The organism is Clavibacter michiganensis subsp. tessellarius (assembly GCF_021922985.1).
In the GTDB taxonomy this organism is placed as follows: Bacteria; Actinomycetota; Actinomycetes; order Actinomycetales; family Microbacteriaceae; genus Clavibacter; species Clavibacter tessellarius.
Genome location: NZ_CP040788.1, coordinates 941863 through 962848, shown reverse-complemented (window position 1 = coordinate 962848; position 20986 = coordinate 941863). Strand labels below are relative to the sequence as shown.

Here is a 20986-nt window from a genome sequence, read left to right as displayed (position 1 = left end):
AGGCGCATGCACGCCTCCCCCTACGCGGAGCGGCTCCGGCCGGCTCCCTGGCTCTTCGTCGCCACCGCCCTGGTCATCCCCGCGAGCCTGCTCGTGTTCCTCCCCATCAGCGTGCTGGCCGGCGTGGTGGTCGCGATCGTCCTCTACGGGGGCGTCGTCGCCGTCCTCGTGCTCACCAGCCCAGTCATCGAGGTGGCCGACGGACGGCTGCGCGCCGGTCCCGCGTCCATCGACGTCGACCAGCTCGGCGACCCCGAGGGGTTCCGCGGTGCCGAGGCGACGGCCGAGCGCGGCGTGCGCCTCCACGCGCGGGCGCACCTCGTGATCCGCGGGTGGGTGGATCCGGTGGTCCGCGTACCGCTGCTCGACCCGACGGACCCGGCGCCGTACTGGCTGCTGTCCACGCGGGACCCGGAACGACTGATCGCCGCGATCCGGGGATCGCGGCGATCATGACGTGCGGTGAGGCGCGGGGCCTCTAGGGGCTCTCGCCCGGCGTCGCGCTAGGCGGCGCACTCCTGGCAGATGGGCCCGAGCTTCTCCTGGTGGTCGATCTGCGAGCGGTGCTTCACGAGGAAGCAGCTCACGCAGGTGAACTCGTCCGCCTGCGGCGGCAGCACCACGGTCTCGAGCTCGAGGTCGGAGAGGTCGGCTCCGGCGAGGTCGAAGCTCCCGGGGTTGTCGGCATCGTCGACGTCCACGACCCCGGACATGCGGTCCGGGACGCGCTCCTTCAGAGCCTCGATCGAGTCGGAGTCGTCCTCCGTCTTGCGCGGGGCGTCGTAATCAGTTGCCATTCCTGTCCACTTCTCGAATAACCGCCGAACGGAATCGGCGGGCACAGTTTGCATGAATCGCATCCGGATAGCAAACCGCTCCAGGACCCCTCGCGAGGCGCCTGATCGGCCGTTCCGATGCGGAGCGCCGACCCGTCTCCGGGCCGCGGATGCGGACTCACACGGTACACCGTTCGCGCACTAACTGAGTGCCGTCCGGCGCCGCGATCCCGCCTCCCGGCGCTCTCGTCCGACACAAGTCGCGGCGCGCCACGCGTATTCCCCGGAAGAGGGGCCGGTTCGTGTCATCGTGAATCGTCCAGTGAGCGCGAGAGGCGTGGAACACATGCAGGATCTGAAGATCGTCGGAGTCGAGGACGGCGCCCTCGTCGTCGAGGCGGCGGGCGGCGAACGCCACCGCCTCGCCATGGACGACGCGTTCCGCCAGGCGCTGCGCCGCCAGACGGGGGACGGCGGCGCCGTGCGCAAGGCCGCGCCCCGCATCATCCAGTCGTTCATCCGCCAGGGCATGAGCGCCGAGGACGTCGCCCGGGAGACCGGGGCGTCCGTCGAGTACGTGCGCAAGTTCGAGGGCCCCGTCGTCGCCGAGCGCGAGCACGTGGTCCGCAGCGCGATGAAGGTCCCCGTGCACACGGCCATCGAGGTCGACCCGATGGGCCAGGGCACGCTCTTCGGCCAGGTCATCGAGGAGCGCCTCGAGTCGCTGGGCGCGACCGAGGTGCGCTGGAGCAGCTGGAAGGAGCAGCTCGGCGGATGGGTGGTGAAGGTGTCCTTCACCTCCGAGGACATCGACCACGACGCGCGCTGGACCTACGACCCCAAGAAGCACGCCCTCTCCCCCGCGAACAACGAGGCCGTCACGCTGTCCCAGCAGGGCGAGATCCGCGGCGCACTCATCCCGAGGCTCCGGGCGCTGCCGCCCGAGGCGGTGGACACGCACCAGGAGGACGGCGTCACGCGGTTCGACAGCGGGGCGTTCCGCCTCCCGGAGCCCACCCCGTCCGCGACGCAGGACACCGCGCCCCAGCAGTGGGACGTCCCGCGCCGCGAGGAGGGCGCGTCCGTGGCCCACCTCGGGCGCCAGGGCAACCACCCCGCCGGCAGCCAGCAGCCGGCCCGCGTCGCGCAGGCCGAGCTGAACGAGACCGCCGACCTGCTGGAGGCGCTCCGCCGCCGGCGCGGGGAGCGCGAGTCGGTGCCGCGCGAGGACGAGGGCGACGACGCCGTCGAGTCGCCCGTGCCCGCCGCGCACGGCGGCGAGCAGCTCACGCGTCCGCGCGGCGGGCAGCGCGGTTCCGCCCCGGTGCGCTCCACGGTGATCCCCGGGATCGGCCGCGGGGAGACGGGACGCGAGCGCTCTCCGGCCGACGACGAGGACGAGGGCCTGCGGACCCCGGGCGGCGCCGAGTCGCGGGGAGCCGGCAAGGCCTCCGGACGACGCGGCCGGACGGCGATGCCGAGCTGGGACGAGATCGTCTTCGGCGCGCGCAGCGACGACGACCTGGCCTGACGCGGTCCGCCGCGGCGCCGCATCCGGGTCAGTCGCGCGCGAAGGCCCCGGCGCGGATGAGCGGCACGAGCCGCTCCTCGTCGGAGAAGGACCCGTGCTGGCCGACCATGCGCCGTGCGCCCTGGTCGCGCGGGCGCCCGTCGTAGTAGGCGATGAGCGCGCGCGCGGCGACGACCACGTCCCCGATGCGCGCGGCGACCCCGTCGCGTACGCCGCCGTACCAGTCCGCCGCGACGGCCTCCTCGCGCGTGGCCACGTGGGCGCGGCTGCCCTCGGAGGCGCGCCACGCGTCGGCCAGCGCGTCGGCGTCGACGCCGGGCTCGAGGTGCAGGTGCAGGCAGCGCGGCTCGCCGGCGACGTGCCGGACGCCCGCCACGAGCTCGGGCACGCGGTCGAAGAGCACCTGCGACTCCGCGGGCACGTCGACGATCCCGTGGTCCGCGGTGACGAGCAGCCCCTCGCGGGCGCCGAGGCGGTCCCGGAACGGGCCGAAGGCCGCGTCGAGCTCCTCGAGCCCCCGCAGCCAGCGGTCGGACTGCCAGCCGTGCGAGTGCGCGGCCTGGTCGAGCTCGGGGACGTACAGGTAGACCAGCGCGCGCGGCGTGCGGTCCAGCAGCGCCCGGGTCGTGGCGAACCGGTCGGCCATGGACTCGGCGGCCACGTACGTCGCGCCGCGGAGGGCGGCGCGCGAGAAGCCGGATCCGGAGTAGCGCGCCGGCCCGACCGCGAACGCCGCGAGGCCCTGCGCGGCCGCGCGCTCGAAGACCGTGGGGACGGGCTGCCACTCCTCCGGCACGCTCCAGGCATCCCAGCCGGAGAGGAGCTTGAGGACGCGGTCGCCCGCGGGGTCGAGCGCGCTGTAGCCCACGAGGCCGTGCTCCCCGGCGCGCACCCCCGTGGTGAACGAGGTGATGCTGGCGGCGGTCGTGGTGGGGAAGCCCACGTCGACGAGGTCGCGCTTCCGCCAGTCGCGCACCAGGTTCCGCGCGTGACCGGCCCGCGCGCGGAGGGCGGCGGATCCGAGCCCGTCGACGAGCACGACCACGGCGCGGTCGACCGGGGGCAGGGACGCCTCCGACCCCTCCCCCGCGAGGGCGGCGAGGCAGCCGGGCAGGACCGCGGTGAGGCTCATCCGGCCGGATCCGGGCGCCGGTAGCATGGGGGCCATCCGGCCCAGTCTGCCACAGCAGCCCGACGCGCATCCGCGTCGTGACGCCGATCCGAAGCAGCGCGATCCCGACCCAGAGAGTCCATGAGTCCCTCCACCACGAACACCACGCCCGACGAGCCCGCCGAGCGGATCGAGGACGTCGACGTCTCCACCGAGATGGAGAACTCGTTCCTCGAGTACGCCTACTCGGTCATCTACTCCCGGGCCCTGCCCGACGCGCGCGACGGCCTCAAGCCCGTGCAGCGCCGGATCCTCTACCAGATGAGCGAGATGGGCCTCCGCCCCGACCGCGGGCACGTGAAGTCCGCCCGCGTCACGGGCGAGGTGATGGGCAAGCTGCACCCGCACGGCGACTCCGCCATCTACGACGCCATGGTGCGCATGGCGCAGCCGTTCACCCTGCGCGTGCCGCTCATCGACGGGCACGGCAACTTCGGGTCGCTCGACGACGGCCCCGCCGCGCCCCGCTACACGGAGGCCCGGCTCGCCGCCTCCGCGCTCGCCATGGTCGAGGGCCTCGACGAGGACGTCGTCGACTTCGTGCCGAACTACGACAACGCGTTCATGCAGCCGGCCGTGCTGCCGGCGGCCTTCCCGAACCTGCTCGTCAACGGCGCCAGCGGCATCGCGGTGGGCATGGCGACGAACATGGTGCCGCACAACCTCATCGAGGTCGTGGGCGCGGCGCGCCACCTCATCGACCACCCCGACGCCTCGCTCGACGACCTGATGGCGTTCGTGCCGGGCCCCGACCTGCCCACGGGCGGCACGATCATCGGCCTCGCGGGCCTCAAGGACGCGTACCTCACGGGCCGAGGCAGCTTCAAGACCCGCGCGCGCGTCTCCGTCGAGAGCCTCACGCCGCGGAAGTCGGGGCTCGTCGTCACGGAGCTGCCCTACCTCGTCGGGCCCGAGAAGGTCATCGAGAAGATCAAGGACGGCGTCCAGAACAAGAAGCTGTCCGGCATCACGAACGTCACGGACCTCACCGACCGCACGCACGGGCTGCGGCTCGTGATCGAGATCAAGACGGGCTTCAACCCGGAGGCCGTGCTCGAGCAGCTCTACCGGTACACGCCGCTCGAGGACGGCTTCAGCATCAACAACGTCGCGCTCGTCGACGGCAGCCCGCAGACGCTCGGGCTGAAGGAGCTGCTGCAGGTCTACGTGGCGCACCGGCTCGACGTGGTCACGCGCCGCACGCGCTACCGGCTCGCGCGCCGCCAGGAGCGGCTGCACCTGGTGCTCGGCCTCCTCATCGCGATCCTCGACATCGACGAGGTCATCCAGGTCATCCGCGGCAGCGACGACACCGAGCAGGCGCGCGCACGCCTCATGGACGTGTTCGACCTGTCGACGCTGCAGGCCGACTACATCCTCGAGCTCCGTCTCCGCCGGCTCACGCGGTTCAGCCGCATCGAGCTGGAGGAGGAGCGCGACCGGCTGCGCGCGGAGATCGCCGAGCTCGAGGCGATCCTCGCGGATCCCCTCCGCCTGCGCGCGCTCGTCTCCAGCGAGCTGCAGGAGGTGGCCGACCGCTTCGGGACGCCCCGGCGCACGCTGCTCACGGAGGCGGCGCCGAGCGTCGCGGGAGCGTCGAGCCGCCGCTCGGCGCCCGTGCTCGAGATCGCCGACGTGCCCTGCCGCGTGCTGCTCTCGACGACCGGCCGCGCGGTCCGCGTCGACCTGCCGACCGACGCCCCGGGCACGCCGCTGCAGACGGTGCGCCGCAGCTCGCACGACGCGGTGCTCACGGCGATCGAGACCACGAGCCGCACGCGCATCGGTGCCATCACGAACACGGGGCGCCTCGTGACGATGACGCCCGTCGACCTGCCCGTCGTCCCCGTCGCGAGCGTGCAGCTCGGGGCGGGCGTGCGGATCCGCGACTACCTCGGCCTCGCGGACAGGAAGGAGCGGGTCGTCGCGCTCGTCGCGCTCGAGTCCGACGAGGCCATCGCCCTCGGCACGCGGCAGGGCGTCGTCAAGCGCGTCGCGCCGTCGTCGCTGCCCGCGAAGCCCGAGTACGAGGTCATCGCGCTGAAGAAGGGCGACGAGGTCGTCGGCGCGCGCCAGGGGGCCGAGACGGACGAGCTCGTCTTCGTCACGAGCGAGGCCCAGCTGCTGCACTTCCCCGCCGTCTCCGTGCGGCCGCAGGGCGTGCAGGCGGGCGGCGTGGCCGGGGTCAACCTCGGCGCGGGCGCCCGCGTGCTCTTCTTCTCCTCCGTCGCCCCCGAGGGCGCGCAGGTCGTCACCGTCTCGGCGTCGTCGGCCACCATCGCCGGCGTCGACCCCGGGCGCGCCAAGGTGTCCGCGTTCGGCGACTTCCCGCGCAAGGGACGGGCCACCGGCGGCGTGCGCGCGCACGCGTACCTCAAGGGCGAGGACCACCTCGCCCTCGCCTGGGTGGGGCCCGGCCCCGCGCTCGCGGTCGGCCCCGCCGGTGAGGTGCGTCAGCTCCCGCCCACGGGCATGAAGCGCGACGGGTCCGGCATCCCGCTCGAGAAGGCCATCGGCGGCGTGGGCCAGGCGGTCACCCCCGCCGAGGTCCCGGACGCCGCCTCGGGCGCCGCGGCGGGCGTCGTTGAGCCCGCCGCCGAGGACGGGTCCGCCCCGCTCGAGACCTAGGCCCGCGCGCACGACGACGACGGCCGCGGACCCTTCCAGGTCCGCGGCCGTCGTCGTGCGCGCCCTCGGGCGCCCCGCCTCACACGTCGATGCGGTCCCGCACGGCTCCGGCGCCGTCGATGATGAACTCCTTGCGCGGCGCCACGTCGTTGCCCATGAGCAGCTCGAACATGCGCGTCGCCGCCTCCGCGTCGTCCACCCGGACGCGGCGGAGCGTGCGGTTGCGGCGGTCCATTGTGGTGGTCGCCAGCTGGTCGGCGTCCATCTCCCCCAGGCCCTTGTAGCGCTGGATGGGGTCCTGGTAGCGCTTGCCCTGCCGCTTCGCCTGCGCGAGGACGCCCGCGAGCTCCCGCTCCGAGTAGGTGTAGATCACGTCGTTCGGCTTCGAGCCCGGGTTCATCACCACGACGCGGTGCAGCGGCGGGACGGCGGCGAACACGCGGCCCTCGTCGATCATCGGCCGCATGTAGCGGAAGAGCAGGGTGAGCAGCAGGGTGCGGATGTGGGCGCCGTCGACGTCGGCGTCGCTCATGATGATGATCTTCCCGTAGCGCGCCGCCGACAGGTCGAACGTCCGACCGGATCCGGCCCCGAGCACCTGGATGATCGACGCGCACTCCGCGTTGGAGAGCATGTCCGGCAGCGACGCCTTCTGCACGTTGAGGATCTTGCCGCGGATGGGCAGCAGCGCCTGGTACTCGCTGTCGCGCGCGAGCTTGGCCGTGCCGAGCGCCGAGTCGCCCTCGACGATGAACAGCTCGCTGTTGGCCACGTCGTTCGACCGGCAGTCCACGAGCTTCGCCGGGAGCGACGAGCTCTCCAGCGCGTTCTTCCGACGCTGGGTCTCCTTGTGCGTGCGGGCCGAGATCCGCGACTTCATCTCGCCGACCACCTTCTCGAGGAGCACGGCCGTCTGCGCCTTGTCCTCCCGTCGGGTCGACTCGAAGCGCTCCGCCATGGCCTTCTGCACCACCTGCGAGACGATCTGGCGGACGGCGGGGGTGCCGAGCACCTCCTTCGTCTGCCCCTCGAACTGCGGCTCGGGGAACCGCACGGTGAGCACGGCCGTGAGGCCCGCGAGCACGTCGTCCTTCTCGAGCTTGTCGGTGCCGACCTTGAGCTTGCGGGCGTTGGCGTCGACCTGCGCGCGGACGAACTTGAGGAGGCCTGCCTCGAAGCCGGCCTGGTGCGTGCCGCCCTTGGGCGTCGCGATGATGTTGACGAACGACTTGAAGCGCGTGTCGTACCCGGTGCCCCAGCGGAGCGCGATGTCCACGGCGCAGTCGCGCGTCAGCTCGGTCGGCACCATCGCGCCGCCGTCCGTGAGCACGGGCACCGTCTCGGTGAACGTGCCGGACCCCTCGAGGCGCCACGTGTCGGTGAGGGGCGCGTCGACGGCCAGGTGGTCGACGAACTCGGCGATGCCGCCGTCGAACCGGAACGACTCGCGCACGGGCTGCTCCCCGCGGAGGTCCTCGATGTCGATCGCGAGGCCGGGGACGAGGAACGCCGTCTGGCGCGCGCGGCCGAGCAGCTCCTCGGTGAGGAAGGACGCGCCGCGGGTGAAGATCTGCCGGTCGGCCCAGTAGCGGATCCGCGTGCCGGTGACGCCCTTGCGCACCTTGCCGACGACCCGCAGCTCGCTGCCGGACGTGAAGGGCCGGAAGGGGGCGTCGGGGCTCGGCTCCCCCTGGTCGTCGAAGATGCCCGGCTCGCCGCGCCGGAAGCTCATCGCGTGCGTCTTGCCGCCGCGGTCGACCTCCACGTCGAGGCGCTCGGAGAGGGCGTTGACGACGGACGCGCCGACGCCGTGCAGGCCGCCCGAGGAGGCGTAGGAGCCGGATCCGAACTTGCCGCCGGCGTGCAGCTTCGTGAAGACGACCTCGACGCCGGACAGGCCGGTCTTGGGCTCGATGTCGACGGGGACGCCGCGCGCGGTGTCCCGGACCTCGACGCTCCCGTCGGCGTGGAGCCGGACGTCGATGCGGTCGCCGTGCCCGCCCAGGGCCTCGTCGACGCTGTTGTCGATGATCTCCCAGAGGCAGTGCATGAGGCCGCGCGAGTCGGTGGAGCCGATGTACATGCCGGGCCGCTTGCGGACCGCCTCGAGCCCCTCGAGGACGGAGAGATGGCGGGCGGAATAATCGGATGCTGCCACGTGCTGTCCTCCATGTGCGTCCGGCGTTCGCCGGACGCGAGCCGGTGTCGATCTTAACCGCCACCCGGTGCCTCCCCCTCCGACCCGCCGTCCCGGCCCGCGCCTACGCGCAGAGCGAAACGGCGGGCGCGAGGACAGCGGTCACCCGGGAGCACGTGGTCTACTTGACGCATTCGGCTCGACCCAGACCCGACCCGGAGGGGAGCATCACATGACACCGACCGCGACCGAGCGTCCCGTGGACGAGCTCGACAACCACCAGCTCACCGCCAACGACCGCTGCGACAGCTGCGGGGCGCAGGCCTACATCCGAGTCGAGGTCAACAGCTCCGAGCTCCTCTTCTGCGCCCACCACGGCAAGAAGTACCAGGAGAAGCTGTCGGCCATCGCCACGAGCTGGCACGACGAGTCGAGCCGCCTGCTCGACGAGCGGGCCTAGCCGCCGATCCGGCGCCGGTTCCGCCCGGCACGACCCAGGGCGCATCCTCCTCGGAGGGTGCGCCCTTCGTCGTCCCCGGTCGCCCGCCTTCCGCGAGCGGCCGCGCGGGCGGTCGACGGACGACCGTCAGTAGTGGGCGGGACGGGCCATGACGGTGGCGCGCGCCTCGCGCGCCCAGCCGTCGAGGCGCTCGAGCGTGCCCGAGATGTCCGCGGGGAGCTCCCGGCCGTGACGCGCGAGCGCGGCGCCGAGCAGCTCGTCCGCGAGCCGCGGGTTGAGCGCGAGCACGGGGCCGCCCAGGTGCGTGCCGATCGAGGATCCGACGCGCACGCCCTCATGGCCGCCGCCGTTGCCGGATCCCGCCCGCACGGTGCCGAGGGGCGCGTGGTCGCCGACGTCGAGCGTCGAGCCGTGGTTCTCGTAGCCGACGAGCTCGCCCTCGGCCGTGTCGACGACGAGGTCGCCCACCTGACGCGACGCCGTGAGCGTCGTGCGCACGGGCAGCACGCCGGCGCCCACGAGCTCGCCGCCGTCGACGAGCCGCACGGTCTCCCCCAGCAGCTGCAGGCCGCCGCCCACGGCGAGGAGCGGCACGCCGGCCGCCTGGAGCGCGACGAGGTGCGCCGCGTGCGCGACGAGGTCCGGCAGCACCGTGCGCTGCGCGGAGAGCGGACCGGATCCCGCGAAGACGAGGTCGGCGTCGCCGGGGTGCCCGCCGCCCGGGGCGTGACGGACGACCTCCGTGCGGATGCCGCGGATGCGCGCGCGCTCGACGAGCACCGTCACGTTCCCGCGGTCGCCGTTGATGCCGAGCTCCTCCGGGTAGAGGTGCAGGATGCGCAGGACGTCGCTCACGCCGGTCCCCCCTCGAGGTCCGTCCGCCCGAGGATGCGGCGGATCGCCATCATCTGCTCGTAGTTGACGATCATGGTCTTGACCCCGCGGGACGGCTTCTCCAGCGCGAGGAACGTCTGCACGGCGCGGCGAAGGTCGGGTTCTACGCGGCCGACCTCGAGCCCCTCGTAGCCGAAGCGCACGGCGAGCTGGTAGCCCTTCGTACCCGAGACGACGTCGGCGTGCGTGAGCGCGGACAGGTCGGTGTCGTAGATCCACGACGGGTCGGGCGTGCCGTCGTCGACCGCGAGGAGCACCTGCTCGGGCGGGTCGTCCAGCGCGTCCAGGTTCATCTGGAGGCTCGCCGGGTTCTTCATCATGATGATCTCGATGTCCTCGTCCCCGGCCCGCAGCACCTCCCCGCGTCCGTAGACGGCGGCGACGGAGCCGAGGCCCTGGGCGGCGAGGGCGGGGTCGAAGCGGTCGCCGAGGACCCGGCGGGCCGTGGCGAGCGCCCCGGCGGCGTCGACCGCGTAGTGCAGCCCGCGGGACGGGAGCGTCGCGGTGAGGTCGCCCGAGGCGAGGCGGAAGACGGCGTCGCGCCCCTCGAGCGCCACGGCCTCCACCGCGGCGCGCGCCTCGACGGGCGCCGGCTCCTCGGAGCCGTAGCGCGGCGCGGAGGCGAGCCCGTGCTTGCTGTCGCCGAGCAGGCCCGGGGAGACGCCGAACCAGTCGACGGCGACGCGGCCGGACGACGTCGCGTCCGCGGCGATGGCGTTGACGTTGGCGTCGTCGCGGTTCGCGACCACGGCCTCCGTGGCGGTCGCGGCGATGCGCTCCAGCATGCCGACCACGCGGTCGGGCTCGTGGAAGCGGTTCAGCTGGTCGATCTGGATGTTGAGCAGGAGCACCGTGCGCGGGGTCAGCAGCGCCGAGAGCGCGACGCCGTAGGCCTCGTCGATCTCGAGCACGGCGACGTCGGCGTCCAGGCGCCCGGAGGCGTCCGCATCCGCCAGCACGGCCGACGCGATGCCCTGCGGCAGGTTGCCGCCTGAGGGGTTCGTGAACACGCGGAGCCCGTGCGCCCGGAGGACGGCGGTGAGCATGTGGGTGGTCGTCGACTTGCCGTTGGAGCCGGTGACGGCGACCACGCCGTGCGGCAGGTCGGCGATGGTGCGCTCGAGGAAGCGCGGCTCGAGGCGGAGGGCGACGACGCCGGGCACGGCGGAACCGCCGCCGCGGAGACGGGCGGCCCAGCGGGCGGCCCGTCCCGCGGCGACGGCGAGGCGCAGCGGCACGGCCTACTCGAGGTAGTCGCGCAGCGACTGCGAGCGCGACGGGTGGCGGAGCTTGGCCATGGTCTTCGACTCGATCTGGCGTATCCGCTCGCGCGTGACGCCGAACGTGTCGCCGATCTGGTCGAGCGTCTTCGGCATGCCGTCGCCGAGGCCGAAGCGCATGCGGATCACACCCGCCTCGCGCTCGGAGAGCGAGTCGAGGAGCGACTCGAGCTGCTTCTGCAGCATGGTGAAGCCGACGGCGTCGGCCGGGACGACCGCCTCGGTGTCCTCGATGAGGTCGCCGAACTCGCTGTCGCCGTCCTCGCCGAGGGGCGTGTGCAGGGAGATGGGCTCGCGGCCGTACTTCTGGACCTCGATGACCTTCTCGGGCGTCATGTCGAGCTCGCGCGACAGCTCCTCGGGCGTGGGCTCGCGGCCCAGGTCCTGCAGCATCTGGCGCTGGACGCGGGCGAGCTTGTTGATGACCTCGACCATGTGCACCGGGATGCGGATGGTGCGGGCCTGGTCGGCCATGGCGCGCGTGATCGCCTGGCGGATCCACCACGTGGCGTACGTGGAGAACTTGAAGCCCTTCGTGTAGTCGAACTTCTCGACCGCGCGGATGAGGCCGAGGTTGCCCTCCTGGATCAGGTCGAGGAACTGCATCCCGCGTCCCGTGTAGCGCTTGGCGAGGCTGACCACGAGGCGGAGGTTGGCGCCCAGCAGGTGGCTCTTCGCGCGCTGGCCGTCGCGCGCGACCCAGCGGAGCTCGCGCTCCAGCTCGCGCGAGATGCCGGGGGTGTTCGCCAGCTTGTCCTCGGCGAAGAGGCCCGCCTCGATGCGCATGGCGAGCTCGACCTCCTCCGCGGCGTTGAGCAGCGCGACCTTGCCGATCTGCTTGAGGTAGTCCTTGACGGGGTCGGCCGTGGCGCCGGTGATGGTCGTCGAGTAGACGGGGACGTCCTCGTCCTCCTCCTTGTTCGACAGGACCATGGCGCCGGTGGGAAGCGGCTCCAGCACGACGGGCGGCTTGGGCGCGCCGTCCTCGACGGCCTCGTCCTCCGAATCGTCCTCGACGGCCGGGACCACGACCTCCTCGGCGTCCTCGTCGGATGCGTCGCCGGGGCCGTCCGTCGCGGGCGCGGCCTTCTTGGCGGCGGTCTTGCGGGGCGCCTTCGCCGGAGCGGCGGCGTCGTCGCCCGCGGCGGCGGCGGCCTTCTTCGCGGCAGCGGCCTTGGCGCGGGCCGTGGGCGCCTTGGCTGGAGCCGCGGGAGCGTCGTCGGCGGTGGGCTCATCGGCAGCGGCGGCCGCAGCAGCGGCCTTCGCGGCGGCGGCCTTGGTCGGGGCCTTGGCGGCAGTGGACTTCGCCGCGGTGCTCTTCGCGGCCGGCGCCTTGCGGGCGGGAGCGCGCTTGGCGGGTGCCGTCGCCTCGCCCGTCGCGGCGTCGTCGGCCGTGCCGGTCGCGGTCGCCGCGTCCAGGGTGGCGGACGGGGTGGAGGGGGTGGCCATGCGAACACCTTTCGTCCCCACGGGCGACCGGTCTCGCGCTCCGCGGTGGCTCTGCGGGGTGACCTGCCGGAGGTGGGTCGGGGTTGTTTTCGGACATTGCTAGGACCCATGTCAAGTCCGCTGCTCGTGCACCACCGGGGCGGCGCGAGATGCGGGACATGAACGGGTCCGTACCTGATTATTGCACGGATGCGCGTGAGGACGAGCCACCGTCACGCGCGGCGGCGGCGTCGCCTGTCGAGGTAGGCAACCCACAGGGGCCCCACCCGCATTCCCTCGTCGGCCATCGCCCGACGGGTGCGACGCCGGGTGCGGACGAGCATGACGACGCCGAACCCGACCACGAGGTACTGCACCGCGAACGCGAGCCGGAACGCGTCGAGGGAGTAGAGGTCGCTCGCCGCGCCGCCGGCCACCCGGATGCCGTCCTGCACGTCCAGGGCGATGCCGATGAGCAGCATGGTCGTGAAGCTCGCGGTGAAGCCGCCGACGTTGACCACGCCAGAGGCCGCGCCGAGGCTCCGCGGCGGGTTGAACGTGCGGGCGAAGTCGAGGCCGACCTGCGATCCCGTCCCGCCGATCCCGATCGCCACGACCATCACGAGCACCGCCCCGAGCGGCGGGACGCCGGGCCAGAGGAGCACGAGCGCCCAGGCCGCGCCCATCATCACGACGATGCCGAGGACGAGGTTCGAGCGGCGGAACGGGAACCGCCCCGTGAGGATCCCGATGACCGGGCCGACCACCATTCCCGAGGCCACGATGACGATGAGGAGCCCGGAGGCGAGCGCCGGGCTGTAGCCGAGTCCCCCGACGAGGAACGGGAACCCCCAGAGCAGGCTGAACACGCCGCCGGGCGACTGCGTCACGAAGTGCGACCAGAAGCCGAGGCGCGTCCCCGGCCGGCGCAGGCTCCGCCCGAGCTCCCGCATCGAGTCGGCCCACGGCACCCGGGGAGGAGGCGGATCCCCCGCCGGGCGGTCCCGCACCGCGACCGCGACGGCGACCAGCGCCACGACCGCGACCGATGCGGAGCCGACGAAGGCCGGGGTCCAGCCGGCGGTGTGCAGCACGAGCGAGAGGGGGACGGCCGAGAGCACCTGCCCCAGCTGCCCGACGTTCGCGAACCACTGCGAGAGCACGGGGACCCGCGGCCCGGAGTACCAGGCGTTGATGAGGCGGAGCCCCGACACGAAGGTCATGGCGTCCCCGGCGCCCACCAGCACGCGTCCCGCGACGGCCACCTCGAGGGTCGTGGAGAAGGCGAGCGTCAGCTGCCCGGCGACCATGAGGAGGGCGCCGCCGGCGAGGAGCGCGCGGGGGCCGACCCGGTCGATGAGCACGCCGACGGGGATCTGCAGGGCCGCGTACACGATGAGCTGGGTGACGGCGAGCGTGGACAGCAGCGCCGCGGAGACGTGGAACCGGTCGCCCGCCTCGACGGCCGCGACGCCGAGCGACCCCCGCTGCAGGACGGAGGAGAGGTAGGCGACGGTGGCGACGCCGAAGACGATCCGGGCGCGGCGTGTGCTCATCGCCCCCGAGACTAGCGGCGTCGTGCGCGGGACCGGCGCGCCCGTCCCGGCGGGCGGATCAGACCGCCTCGCCGTCCCCCGGTCGGCGTCGCGCGAGGAACTTCTCGAGCTCGGCGGCGATCTCGTCTGCGGAGGGCAGCGCGCCGTCCTCGTCCGTCAGCGGCGACTTGAGGGGCGTGTCCTCCATGTAGCTGTCGTAGCGCTCCTCGAGGGTCGTCACGAGCCGGGCGAGCTCCTGGTTGCCGGCGACCTGCTCGTCGATGCGGCCGACGAAGTCCCGGCCCTCCTCGCGCAGGCGGTCGGTGGGGAAGATCAGGCCGGTCGCGGCGCTGATGCTCTCGAGCGCGGCCACCGCGGCGAGCGGGAACTCGGTGTCGGCCAGGTAGTGCGGCACGAGCAGGACGAACCCGGCCACGGGGTGCCCGGCGTCGTGCAGGCGGTGCTCCACCAGGTGCAGGGCGTTCGCCGGCACCTGCGTGTGCGGCTTCCAGACTGAGAGCGCGTCGATGAGCTCCGTGCGGTTCCCGCTCACCGTCACGTTGATGTCGCGCGTGTGCGGCACGGGCATCGGGATGCTGTGCACCCACGTGGTGGTCGAGACGCGGTAGCGGTCGACGATGCCGAGGACGGCGGCCGTGAACGCCTCCCAGCGGAAGTCCGGCTCGAAGCCCGTGAGCAGGAGGAACGGCTGGCCGATCTCGTCGTGCGCGAGGTAGAGGGCGAGCCGCGCCGGACGGTAGTCGGCGAGGTGGTCCTGGTCGAAGTAGATGGTGGGACGGCGGGCGCGGTAGTCGAGCAGGGTGTCGGTGTCGAAGCGGAGCACGTCGCGGTGGCTCAGCGTGTCGAGGAGGTAGGCGCTGACCTGGGAGACCCCGGACCCGGCGTCGGAGAACCCGGTGAGCCCGGCGACGAGGGGGAGGCCTGTCGGGACCTCGCCGATGTCGGTGTCGATCTCGTACAGTCCGTCCGCGTCAGCCATGTCCCAACTCTAGGCCGCGCTCCCGACGGCCTCCCGCGGCGGCGGCCGGGAGCGGTGCCGCCCAGAGCGAACACGCGAGCTGCCCGGCCGGCGGACCCGGCCGGCGCGGGTCCGCGCGTCGATAGGCTCGTGGCCCATGACCACACCCCTCCTCTCCGTGTCCCCCGACCGCGCCGTCGAGACCTCGGCCGACGTCCTCGTCGTCGCCGTCTCCTCCGACAAGGAGGGCATCCGCGTGCACGCCCCCGAGGGGCTCGAGCTGGATGCCGCCGACCTCGTCGCGCTCGGCGTGACCGGCGGACGGGACGAGGTCACGCGCATCGGCGGGACCGGCACGGCCGCCCGCACCGTCGCGCTCGTCGGCGTGGGCTCGGCCCCGCTGGACGCGGTGGCCCTCCGCTACGCCGCCGGCACGGCGACGCGCCAGCTGCGCGGGATCGAGAGCGTCGTGCTGGCGCTGCCCGTGTCCTCCCTCGAGGAGCTGACCGCCGTGCTCGAGGGCGCGGCGCTCGGGGTGTACGCCTTCGACGCCTACCGCCACGACTCCCTCGCGGGGCAGAAGGCGCGCGCCTCCGCCGTCACGGTCGCCGCGTCGGACGACTCGTGGACCGCCGAGGACGCCGACGAGGCGGTCGCGCGGGCGACCGCGGTCGCCGACGCCGTCGCCGGCACCAAGGACCTGGTCAACACCCCGCCGCTCGACCTCTACCCCGCCACGTTCGTCGACGCCGTGCACGCGCGCACCGCCGACCTGCCGGTGGACGTGCGCGTCTGGGACGAGGAGGCGCTCGCCGCGGACGGCTTCGGGGGCATCCTCGGGGTCGGCCAGGGATCCACCCGGCCGCCGCGCCTCGTCAAGGTCGCCTACTCCCCCGCAGGCGCCACGCGCCACCTGGCGCTCGTCGGCAAGGGCATCACCTACGACACCGGCGGCATCTCGCTGAAGCCCGCCGTGCCGATGATCGGGATGAAGTACGACATGACCGGCGCGGCCAGCATCCTCGAGGTCGTCGTCGCGGCGGCGCGCCTCGAGCTGCCCGTGCGGCTCACGGCCTGGCTCTGCATCGCGGAGAACATGCCATCGGGGTCGGCCATCCGCCCCGACGACGTCCTGCGCATGCGCGGCGGCACGACCGTCGAGGTGCTGAACACCGACGCGGAGGGGCGCCTCGTCATGGCGGACGGCCTCGTCGCGGCGAGCGAGGAGCACCCCGACGCGGTCATCGACATCGCCACCCTCACCGGTGCGCAGGTCGTCGCGCTCGGCGAGCGGTACTCCGCCGTGATGGGCGACGACGAGCTCGTGGCCCGGCTCCTCGGCGTCGCGCGCGAGCAGGGCGAGAGCATGTGGGGGATGCCGCTCCCCGAGGAGATGCGCGCGCTCCTCAACTCCGACGTGGCGGACATCGCCAACGTCAAGCCCGGCAACCCCGCGGGCGGCATGCTCGTCGCCGGCGTCTTCCTCAAGGAGTTCGTCGGACGCACGAGCGACGCCGAGGACGCCCCGCGCATCCCGTGGGCGCACATCGACATCGCCGGGCCCTCGCACAACAAGGGCGGCGGGCACGGGTTCACGGGCAAGGGCCCGACGGGCGTCGGGGTGCGCACGCTCCTCGCCCTGGCCGCCGGTTTTACACGCGCGTAGTAGGCTCGGAGAGGCCTCCTGAGGGGGTCCCGCGCCTGCCCGGTCGGGCGGTCGCATGAGACGACCTTGATGCATACGAGGGAGATCCTGGGTGTCGGAACAGAACTTTGACGTGGTGGTGCTCGGCGGCGGGAGCGGTGGCTACGCAGCCGCCCTCCGCGCGGTTCAGCTGGGCAAGACCGTGGGCCTCGTGGAGAAGGGCAAGCTGGGCGGCACCTGCCTCCACCGCGGCTGCATCCCCACGAAGGCGCTCCTGCACTCGGCCGAGGTGGCCGACGTGTCGCGGGAGTCGGAGAAGTACGGCGTCAACGTCACGTTCGACGGGGTCGATATCGCGCGCGTCACGGCGTACCGCGAGGCCATCGTCGCCAGCAAGTACAAGGGTCTCCAGGGCCTGATCAAGGCCCGCGGCATCACCGTCATCGAGGGCGAGGGCCGCCTCACGTCCGGCACGACCGTGCAGGTCGGCGACCAGACCATCACCGGGAAGAGCGTCGTCCTCGCCACCGGCTCGTACTCGCGCACCCTCCCCGGCCTCGAGATCGGCGGCCGCGTCATCACGAGCGAGCAGGCCCTCGAGCTCGACTACATCCCGAAGAAGGTCGCCATCCTCGGCGGCGGCGTCATCGGCGTCGAGTTCGCGTCCGTCTGGCGCTCCTTCGGCGTCGACGTGCAGATCATCGAGGCGCTCCCCCACCTCGTGCCGAACGAGGAGGAGTCGATCAGCAAGCAGTTCGAGCGCGCCTTCCGCAAGCGCGGCATCGCGTTCTCGCTCGGCGTGCGCTTCAAGTCGGTCACGCAGGACGACCAGGGCGTGCAGGTCACGCTCGAGGACGGCACCGCGTTCGACGCCGACATCCTGCTCGTGGCCGTCGGCCGCGGACCGGCGACCCAGGGCCTGGGCTTCGAGGAGGCGGGCGTGAAGACCGACCGCGGCTTCGTGCTGACGGACGAGCGCCTCCAGACCAGCGTCCCCGGCGTCTACGCCGTCGGCGACATCGTCCCCGGCCTCCAGCTCGCGCACCGCGGCTTCCAGCAGGGCATCTTCGTCGCCGAGGAGATCGCGGGCAACAAGCCCGTCGTCGTCGAGGACATCAACATCCCCAAGGTCACCTACTCCGACCCCGAGGTCGCGAGCGTCGGCTACAGCGAGGCGAAGGCCGTCGAGAAGTTCGGCGCCGACAAGGTCTCCAGCTACGAGTACAACCTCGGCGGCAACGGCAAGAGCTCGATCATCGGCACGGCCGGATCCGTGAAGGTCGTGCGGGTGCAGGACGGCCCGGTCGTCGGCATCCACATGATCGGCGCGCGCGTCGGCGAGCTCATCGGCGAGGGCCAGCTCATCGTGAACTGGGAGGCCTACCCCGAGGACGTCGCCAACCTGGTCCACGCCCACCCCACTCAGAACGAGGCGCTCGGAGAGGCCCACCTGGCCCTCGCCGGCACCCCGCTGCACGCCCTGTAGCACCCCGCCACCACCGACACACAAGCCGGGTCCGGAGTCGGGCCTGAAGGAGACAACCCCATGAGCGAATCCGTCAACCTCCCCGCACTCGGCGAGAGCGTCACCGAGGGCACGGTGACCCGCTGGCTCAAGAACGTCGGCGACCACGTCGAGGTGGACGAGCCCCTCCTCGAGGTCTCGACCGACAAGGTCGACACCGAGATCCCCTCCCCCGTGGCGGGCGTGATCGAGGAGATCCTCGTGCAGGAGGACGAGACCGTCGAGGTCGGCGCCGTCCTCGTGCGCATCGGCGACGGCTCCGGCGGCGGCGACGCCCCCGCCGAGCAGCCCGAGGCCGAGGCCGAGCCCGAGCCCGTGCAGCAGGACGAGCCAGCCGAGGACGCCGTCGACGACCAGGTGACCCCGTCCACGGAGGCGGACGACGACTCCGAGGCGCCCGCGCCCGTCGAGCCCGAGCCCGCACCCGCCGCCACGCAGGCTCCTGCCGCCCAGGAGGCGCCGGCTCCCGCGCCCGTCGCCGCGGCTCCTGCCCCCGCGCCTGCCGCGGCTCCGGCGGCTCCGGCGCCTACCGCGGCTCCCGCCCCGGCCGCCTCCGGCAACGCCGGCTACGTGACGCCGCTCGTGCGCAAGCTCGCGAACGAGCGCGGCGTCGACATCGCGTCCGTCACGGGCACCGGCGTCGGCGGACGAATCCGCAAGGAGGACGTCCTCGCGGCGGCCGAGGCCGCGGCCTCCGCCGCGAGCGCCTCGACGCCGTCGGCTCCCGCCGCTCCGGCCGCCGCTCCCCTCGAGACGTCTCCGCTGCGCGGCACGACGGCCAAGATGTCGCGCATGCGCAAGCTCATCGCCGACCGCGCCGTCGTCTCCATGCAGTCGACGGCGCAGCTCACGAGCGTCGTCGAGGTGGACGTCACCAAGGTCGCGCGCTTCCGCGACCGCGTGAAGGCCGAGTTCGTCGAGAAGACGGGCGTCAAGCTCTCCTTCCTCCCGTTCTTCGCGCTGGCCGCCGCGGAGGCGCTGCGCGCCTACCCGGTCGTCAACGCGACCGTCGACGGCGACAGCATCGTCTACCCGGACCACGAGAACATCAGCATCGCGGTCGACACCGAGCGCGGCCTGCTCACCCCCGTGGTCAAGGACGCCGAGGGCAAGAACCTCGCGCAGTTCGCGACCGAGATCGCCGACCTCGCCGCCCGCACGCGCGACAACAAGCTGTCGCCGGACGAGCTGGCCGGCGGCACGTTCACGCTCACCAACACGGGTTCGCGCGGCGCGCTGTTCGACACGCCGGTGGTCTTCCTCCCGCAGTCGGCCATCCTCGGCACGGGCATCGTCACGAAGCGTCCCGTCGTGATCACGGCCGACGGCCAGGACACGATCGCCATCCGCTCCACGGTGTACCTGGCGCTCTCGTACGACCACCGCATCGTCGACGGCGCGGACGCCTCGCGCTTCCTCGTCGCGGTGAAGAACCGCCTCGAGGCCGGCGCCTTCGACGCCGACCTCGGCATCTAGCGCCGGGGCCTGATGGCCGACCTCACCGGTCGTCCATCAGGTCGCGGATCCGCCACCCGGCCTCCCCCCTGACCATCAGGAGGGAGGCCGGTCGGCGTCGGGGGGCGTCGGCGTCCCCGTGCAGCGTGATCAGCGCCGAGTCGCCGAGGCGCTGGGCCGGATCCAGGCGGTCCGTCGCGTGCAGGGCAGCCGCGTCCGCGGATCCCGTGCGCGCCCGGGAGCGGTCGGCATCCTCCATCGCGGAGTCCGGCTGATCCACCCCGCCGAGGCACCCGTCCTGGGAGGAGCGCAGGCAGTCGGCCCGGAGGCGCAGCAGGGCCGGTGCGGCGACGTCGGGGTCCGGGGAGGATGCGGCGTCGACGTCGGGCTGCAGCGGGGCGGCGTCCGGCGGCACCGCATCGGTCGTCCCGCCGTCGGCCTCCGGGTCCGCGGACGGCATCGTCGGTCCGACGACCGCCTGCGGGGCCCCGTGCGCGGCGGCCCCCAGCATCGGCACGGCCACGGCGCCCGAGGCGGCGACGAGGAGCGCGGCCGCGCCGCCCATCCACACGCGTGGGCGCACGAGGGCCATCTCCTGTCGGACGGTCGCGACGGCTCCACGGAGACGGGCGCGCGTCCGCCGAATGGGGGTCTCCTGGGGAGCCCGGTGCCGGCGGGCTCGGGCGGAGGCGTCCCTGCTCGTGGACGGCTCCCGTCGCCTCCCTCGCCGCTCGGGCTCGGGTCGACGCACGAGGACCGCCGGGTCGTCCCCGGAGCCGGCCGTCCCGCCCACCGGGCCCCGGTCGTCGCCGGGGCCGTCGGACGCCACGTCCGCCAGCGGAGCCGCGTCCGCGATCTCCAGCAGCCGATCGGCGAGGTCGTGGGCGGTGAGGTCCGATTCGCCGTGCACCGCGTCGTCCAGCGTGGCGAGCCAGTCGTCCCAGGAGGCGTCGGTCGAGCGCGCCGTCGGCCTGCCGGGCGTCCAGAGCGCCGCCGCCATGCGCGCCACCCGCGCCAGGTCCTCCGCCATCGGGTCCATTCCGTGGTGGCGTCCGGCTGCCGGCTCGTCGCCTGGGGCTCCACCCGGCAGCTGCGCGGACCCGAGCCCGCCGAGGATCGGGCGTCCCGTCGCGTCGAGGAGGACGTGCGTGAGGTCGAGCGCGCCGTGCGCGACACCGACCTGGTGGAGGTCGCCGAGGCCCCGCAGGACGGAGGTCAGCAGGGTGCACACCTCCCCGGGCGTCAGCTCGCCCCTCCTGCCCACGAGCGCTGCGGCCGTGCCGCGAGCGCACAGGGACTGTACGAGGCACACGCCGCCGTCGGCGAGGGACGCGACGTCGAGCAGGTGCACGACGTGCTCCGAGTCGACCGCCTGGAGCGCGAGGATCTCGGTGTCCCCGCGGCTCCGCCGCGAGGCGGGGACCACCTTGACGGCGACGTTGCCTGACGACCCGTCGGAGGTGCCGTGCGGCGCCGTCGGACGCCCGAGGTACACCTGCGTCCGCTCCCCTCGCCCGATGAGCCGGACGAGCCGATATCCCG

General features: G+C 73.3%; 16 protein-coding genes. 7 read left to right on the top strand and 9 right to left on the bottom strand.

Going from position 1 to position 20986, the window contains the following annotated elements:
• The first annotated feature begins 6 nt into the window (after window positions 1-6).
• Window positions 7-456, top strand: coding sequence for a DUF3093 domain-containing protein (locus FGG90_RS04405; protein ID WP_094130015.1), 450 nt, complete (start codon window positions 7-9; stop codon window positions 454-456).
• A gap of 47 nt (window positions 457-503) precedes the next feature.
• On the opposite strand, the gene FGG90_RS04400 is transcribed toward FGG90_RS04405, so the two are convergent.
• Complete coding sequence (locus FGG90_RS04400) at window positions 504-797, bottom strand: DUF4193 domain-containing protein (RefSeq protein WP_012038342.1); 294 nt, start codon at window positions 795-797, stop codon at window positions 504-506.
• Between the two features lie 325 nt (window positions 798-1122).
• On the opposite strand from FGG90_RS04400, the gene sepH reads away from it, so the two are divergent.
• Window positions 1123-2307 carry a septation protein SepH gene (sepH, locus tag FGG90_RS04395; RefSeq protein ID WP_094130018.1) on the top strand — a complete coding sequence of 395 codons (1185 nt, stop codon included), beginning with the start codon at window positions 1123-1125 and terminating at the stop codon, window positions 2305-2307.
• 28 nt (window positions 2308-2335) lie between these two features.
• On the opposite strand, the gene FGG90_RS04390 is transcribed toward sepH, so the two are convergent.
• On the bottom strand, window positions 2336-3475 hold the full coding sequence (locus FGG90_RS04390; RefSeq protein ID WP_094130021.1) for an alkaline phosphatase family protein: 1140 nt from the start codon (window positions 3473-3475) through the stop codon (window positions 2336-2338).
• Between the two features lie 84 nt (window positions 3476-3559).
• Between FGG90_RS04390 and FGG90_RS04385 the strand changes: the two genes are divergently transcribed.
• Entirely contained in the window at window positions 3560-6106 is a 2547-nt protein-coding gene (locus tag FGG90_RS04385; protein WP_094130024.1) for a DNA gyrase/topoisomerase IV subunit A, read from the top strand.
• A 79-nt stretch (window positions 6107-6185) separates the two neighbouring features.
• Here the strand turns inward: FGG90_RS04385 and FGG90_RS04380 are convergent, their stop codons facing one another.
• Window positions 6186-8264, bottom strand: a complete 2079-nt coding sequence (locus FGG90_RS04380; RefSeq protein ID WP_094130027.1) for a DNA gyrase/topoisomerase IV subunit B — start codon at window positions 8262-8264, stop codon at window positions 6186-6188.
• Window positions 8265-8475: 211 nt separating this feature from the next.
• Between FGG90_RS04380 and FGG90_RS04375 the strand changes: the two genes are divergently transcribed.
• Window positions 8476-8703: a DUF7455 domain-containing protein gene (locus FGG90_RS04375; protein WP_012038337.1), complete on the top strand. Its 228-nt coding sequence runs from the start codon at window positions 8476-8478 to the stop codon at window positions 8701-8703.
• Window positions 8704-8829: 126 nt separating this feature from the next.
• On the opposite strand, the gene FGG90_RS04370 is transcribed toward FGG90_RS04375, so the two are convergent.
• From FGG90_RS04370 to FGG90_RS04350, 5 genes are all read right to left on the bottom strand, one after another.
• Window positions 8830-9558 (bottom strand): type 1 glutamine amidotransferase, encoded by a 729-nt coding sequence (locus tag FGG90_RS04370; protein WP_094130030.1) that lies wholly within the window; start codon window positions 9556-9558, stop codon window positions 8830-8832.
• Entirely contained in the window at window positions 9555-10835 is a 1281-nt protein-coding gene (locus tag FGG90_RS04365) for a Mur ligase family protein (RefSeq protein ID WP_094130033.1), read from the bottom strand. The genes FGG90_RS04370 and FGG90_RS04365 overlap by 4 nt, the downstream gene beginning before the upstream one ends.
• A gap of 3 nt (window positions 10836-10838) precedes the next feature.
• Window positions 10839-12326, bottom strand: coding sequence for an RNA polymerase sigma factor (locus FGG90_RS04360; RefSeq protein ID WP_094130036.1), 1488 nt, complete (start codon window positions 12324-12326; stop codon window positions 10839-10841).
• A gap of 212 nt (window positions 12327-12538) precedes the next feature.
• Window positions 12539-13861, bottom strand: coding sequence for an MFS transporter (locus FGG90_RS04355; RefSeq protein ID WP_094130039.1), 1323 nt, complete (start codon window positions 13859-13861; stop codon window positions 12539-12541).
• 58 nt (window positions 13862-13919) lie between these two features.
• Entirely contained in the window at window positions 13920-14840 is a 921-nt protein-coding gene (locus tag FGG90_RS04350; RefSeq protein WP_063071873.1) for a proteasome assembly chaperone family protein, read from the bottom strand.
• 136 nt (window positions 14841-14976) lie between these two features.
• On the opposite strand from FGG90_RS04350, the gene FGG90_RS04345 reads away from it, so the two are divergent.
• From FGG90_RS04345 to sucB, 3 genes are all read left to right on the top strand, one after another.
• On the top strand, window positions 14977-16485 hold the full coding sequence (locus tag FGG90_RS04345) for a leucyl aminopeptidase (protein ID WP_094130042.1): 1509 nt from the start codon (window positions 14977-14979) through the stop codon (window positions 16483-16485).
• A gap of 91 nt (window positions 16486-16576) precedes the next feature.
• Window positions 16577-17950 carry a dihydrolipoyl dehydrogenase gene (gene lpdA, locus FGG90_RS04340; protein ID WP_094130045.1) on the top strand — a complete coding sequence of 458 codons (1374 nt, stop codon included), beginning with the start codon at window positions 16577-16579 and terminating at the stop codon, window positions 17948-17950.
• Between the two features lie 60 nt (window positions 17951-18010).
• Window positions 18011-19465, top strand: coding sequence for a 2-oxoglutarate dehydrogenase, E2 component, dihydrolipoamide succinyltransferase (sucB, locus tag FGG90_RS04335; RefSeq protein ID WP_094130048.1), 1455 nt, complete (start codon window positions 18011-18013; stop codon window positions 19463-19465).
• A 22-nt stretch (window positions 19466-19487) separates the two neighbouring features.
• On the opposite strand, the gene FGG90_RS04330 is transcribed toward sucB, so the two are convergent.
• The gene (locus tag FGG90_RS04330) at window positions 19488-20939 is read right to left on the bottom strand and encodes a protein kinase domain-containing protein (RefSeq protein WP_272930232.1); all 1452 of its coding nucleotides are present in this window, start codon (window positions 20937-20939) and stop codon (window positions 19488-19490) included.
• Between the last annotated feature and the right edge of the window lie 47 nt (window positions 20940-20986).

Bases quoted from the DNA above. Each gene is read 5' to 3' on its own strand.
- FGG90_RS04405 (WP_094130015.1), top strand. From the start codon at position 7: ATGCACGCCTCCCCCTACGCGGAGCGGCTCCGGCCGGCTCCCTGGCTC.
- FGG90_RS04400 (WP_012038342.1), bottom strand. From the start codon at position 797: ATGGCAACTGATTACGACGCCCCGCGCAAGACGGAGGACGACTCCGAC.
- sepH (WP_094130018.1), top strand. From the start codon at position 1,123: ATGCAGGATCTGAAGATCGTCGGAGTCGAGGACGGCGCCCTCGTCGTC.
- FGG90_RS04390 (WP_094130021.1), bottom strand. From the start codon at position 3,475: ATGGCCCCCATGCTACCGGCGCCCGGATCCGGCCGGATGAGCCTCACC.
- FGG90_RS04385 (WP_094130024.1), top strand. From the start codon at position 3,560: ATGAGTCCCTCCACCACGAACACCACGCCCGACGAGCCCGCCGAGCGG.
- FGG90_RS04375 (WP_012038337.1), top strand. From the start codon at position 8,476: ATGACACCGACCGCGACCGAGCGTCCCGTGGACGAGCTCGACAACCAC.
- FGG90_RS04360 (WP_094130036.1), bottom strand. From the start codon at position 12,326: ATGGCCACCCCCTCCACCCCGTCCGCCACCCTGGACGCGGCGACCGCG.
- FGG90_RS04355 (WP_094130039.1), bottom strand. From the start codon at position 13,861: ATGAGCACACGCCGCGCCCGGATCGTCTTCGGCGTCGCCACCGTCGCC.
- FGG90_RS04350 (WP_063071873.1), bottom strand. From the start codon at position 14,840: ATGGCTGACGCGGACGGACTGTACGAGATCGACACCGACATCGGCGAG.
- FGG90_RS04345 (WP_094130042.1), top strand. From the start codon at position 14,977: ATGACCACACCCCTCCTCTCCGTGTCCCCCGACCGCGCCGTCGAGACC.
- sucB (WP_094130048.1), top strand. From the start codon at position 18,011: ATGAGCGAATCCGTCAACCTCCCCGCACTCGGCGAGAGCGTCACCGAG.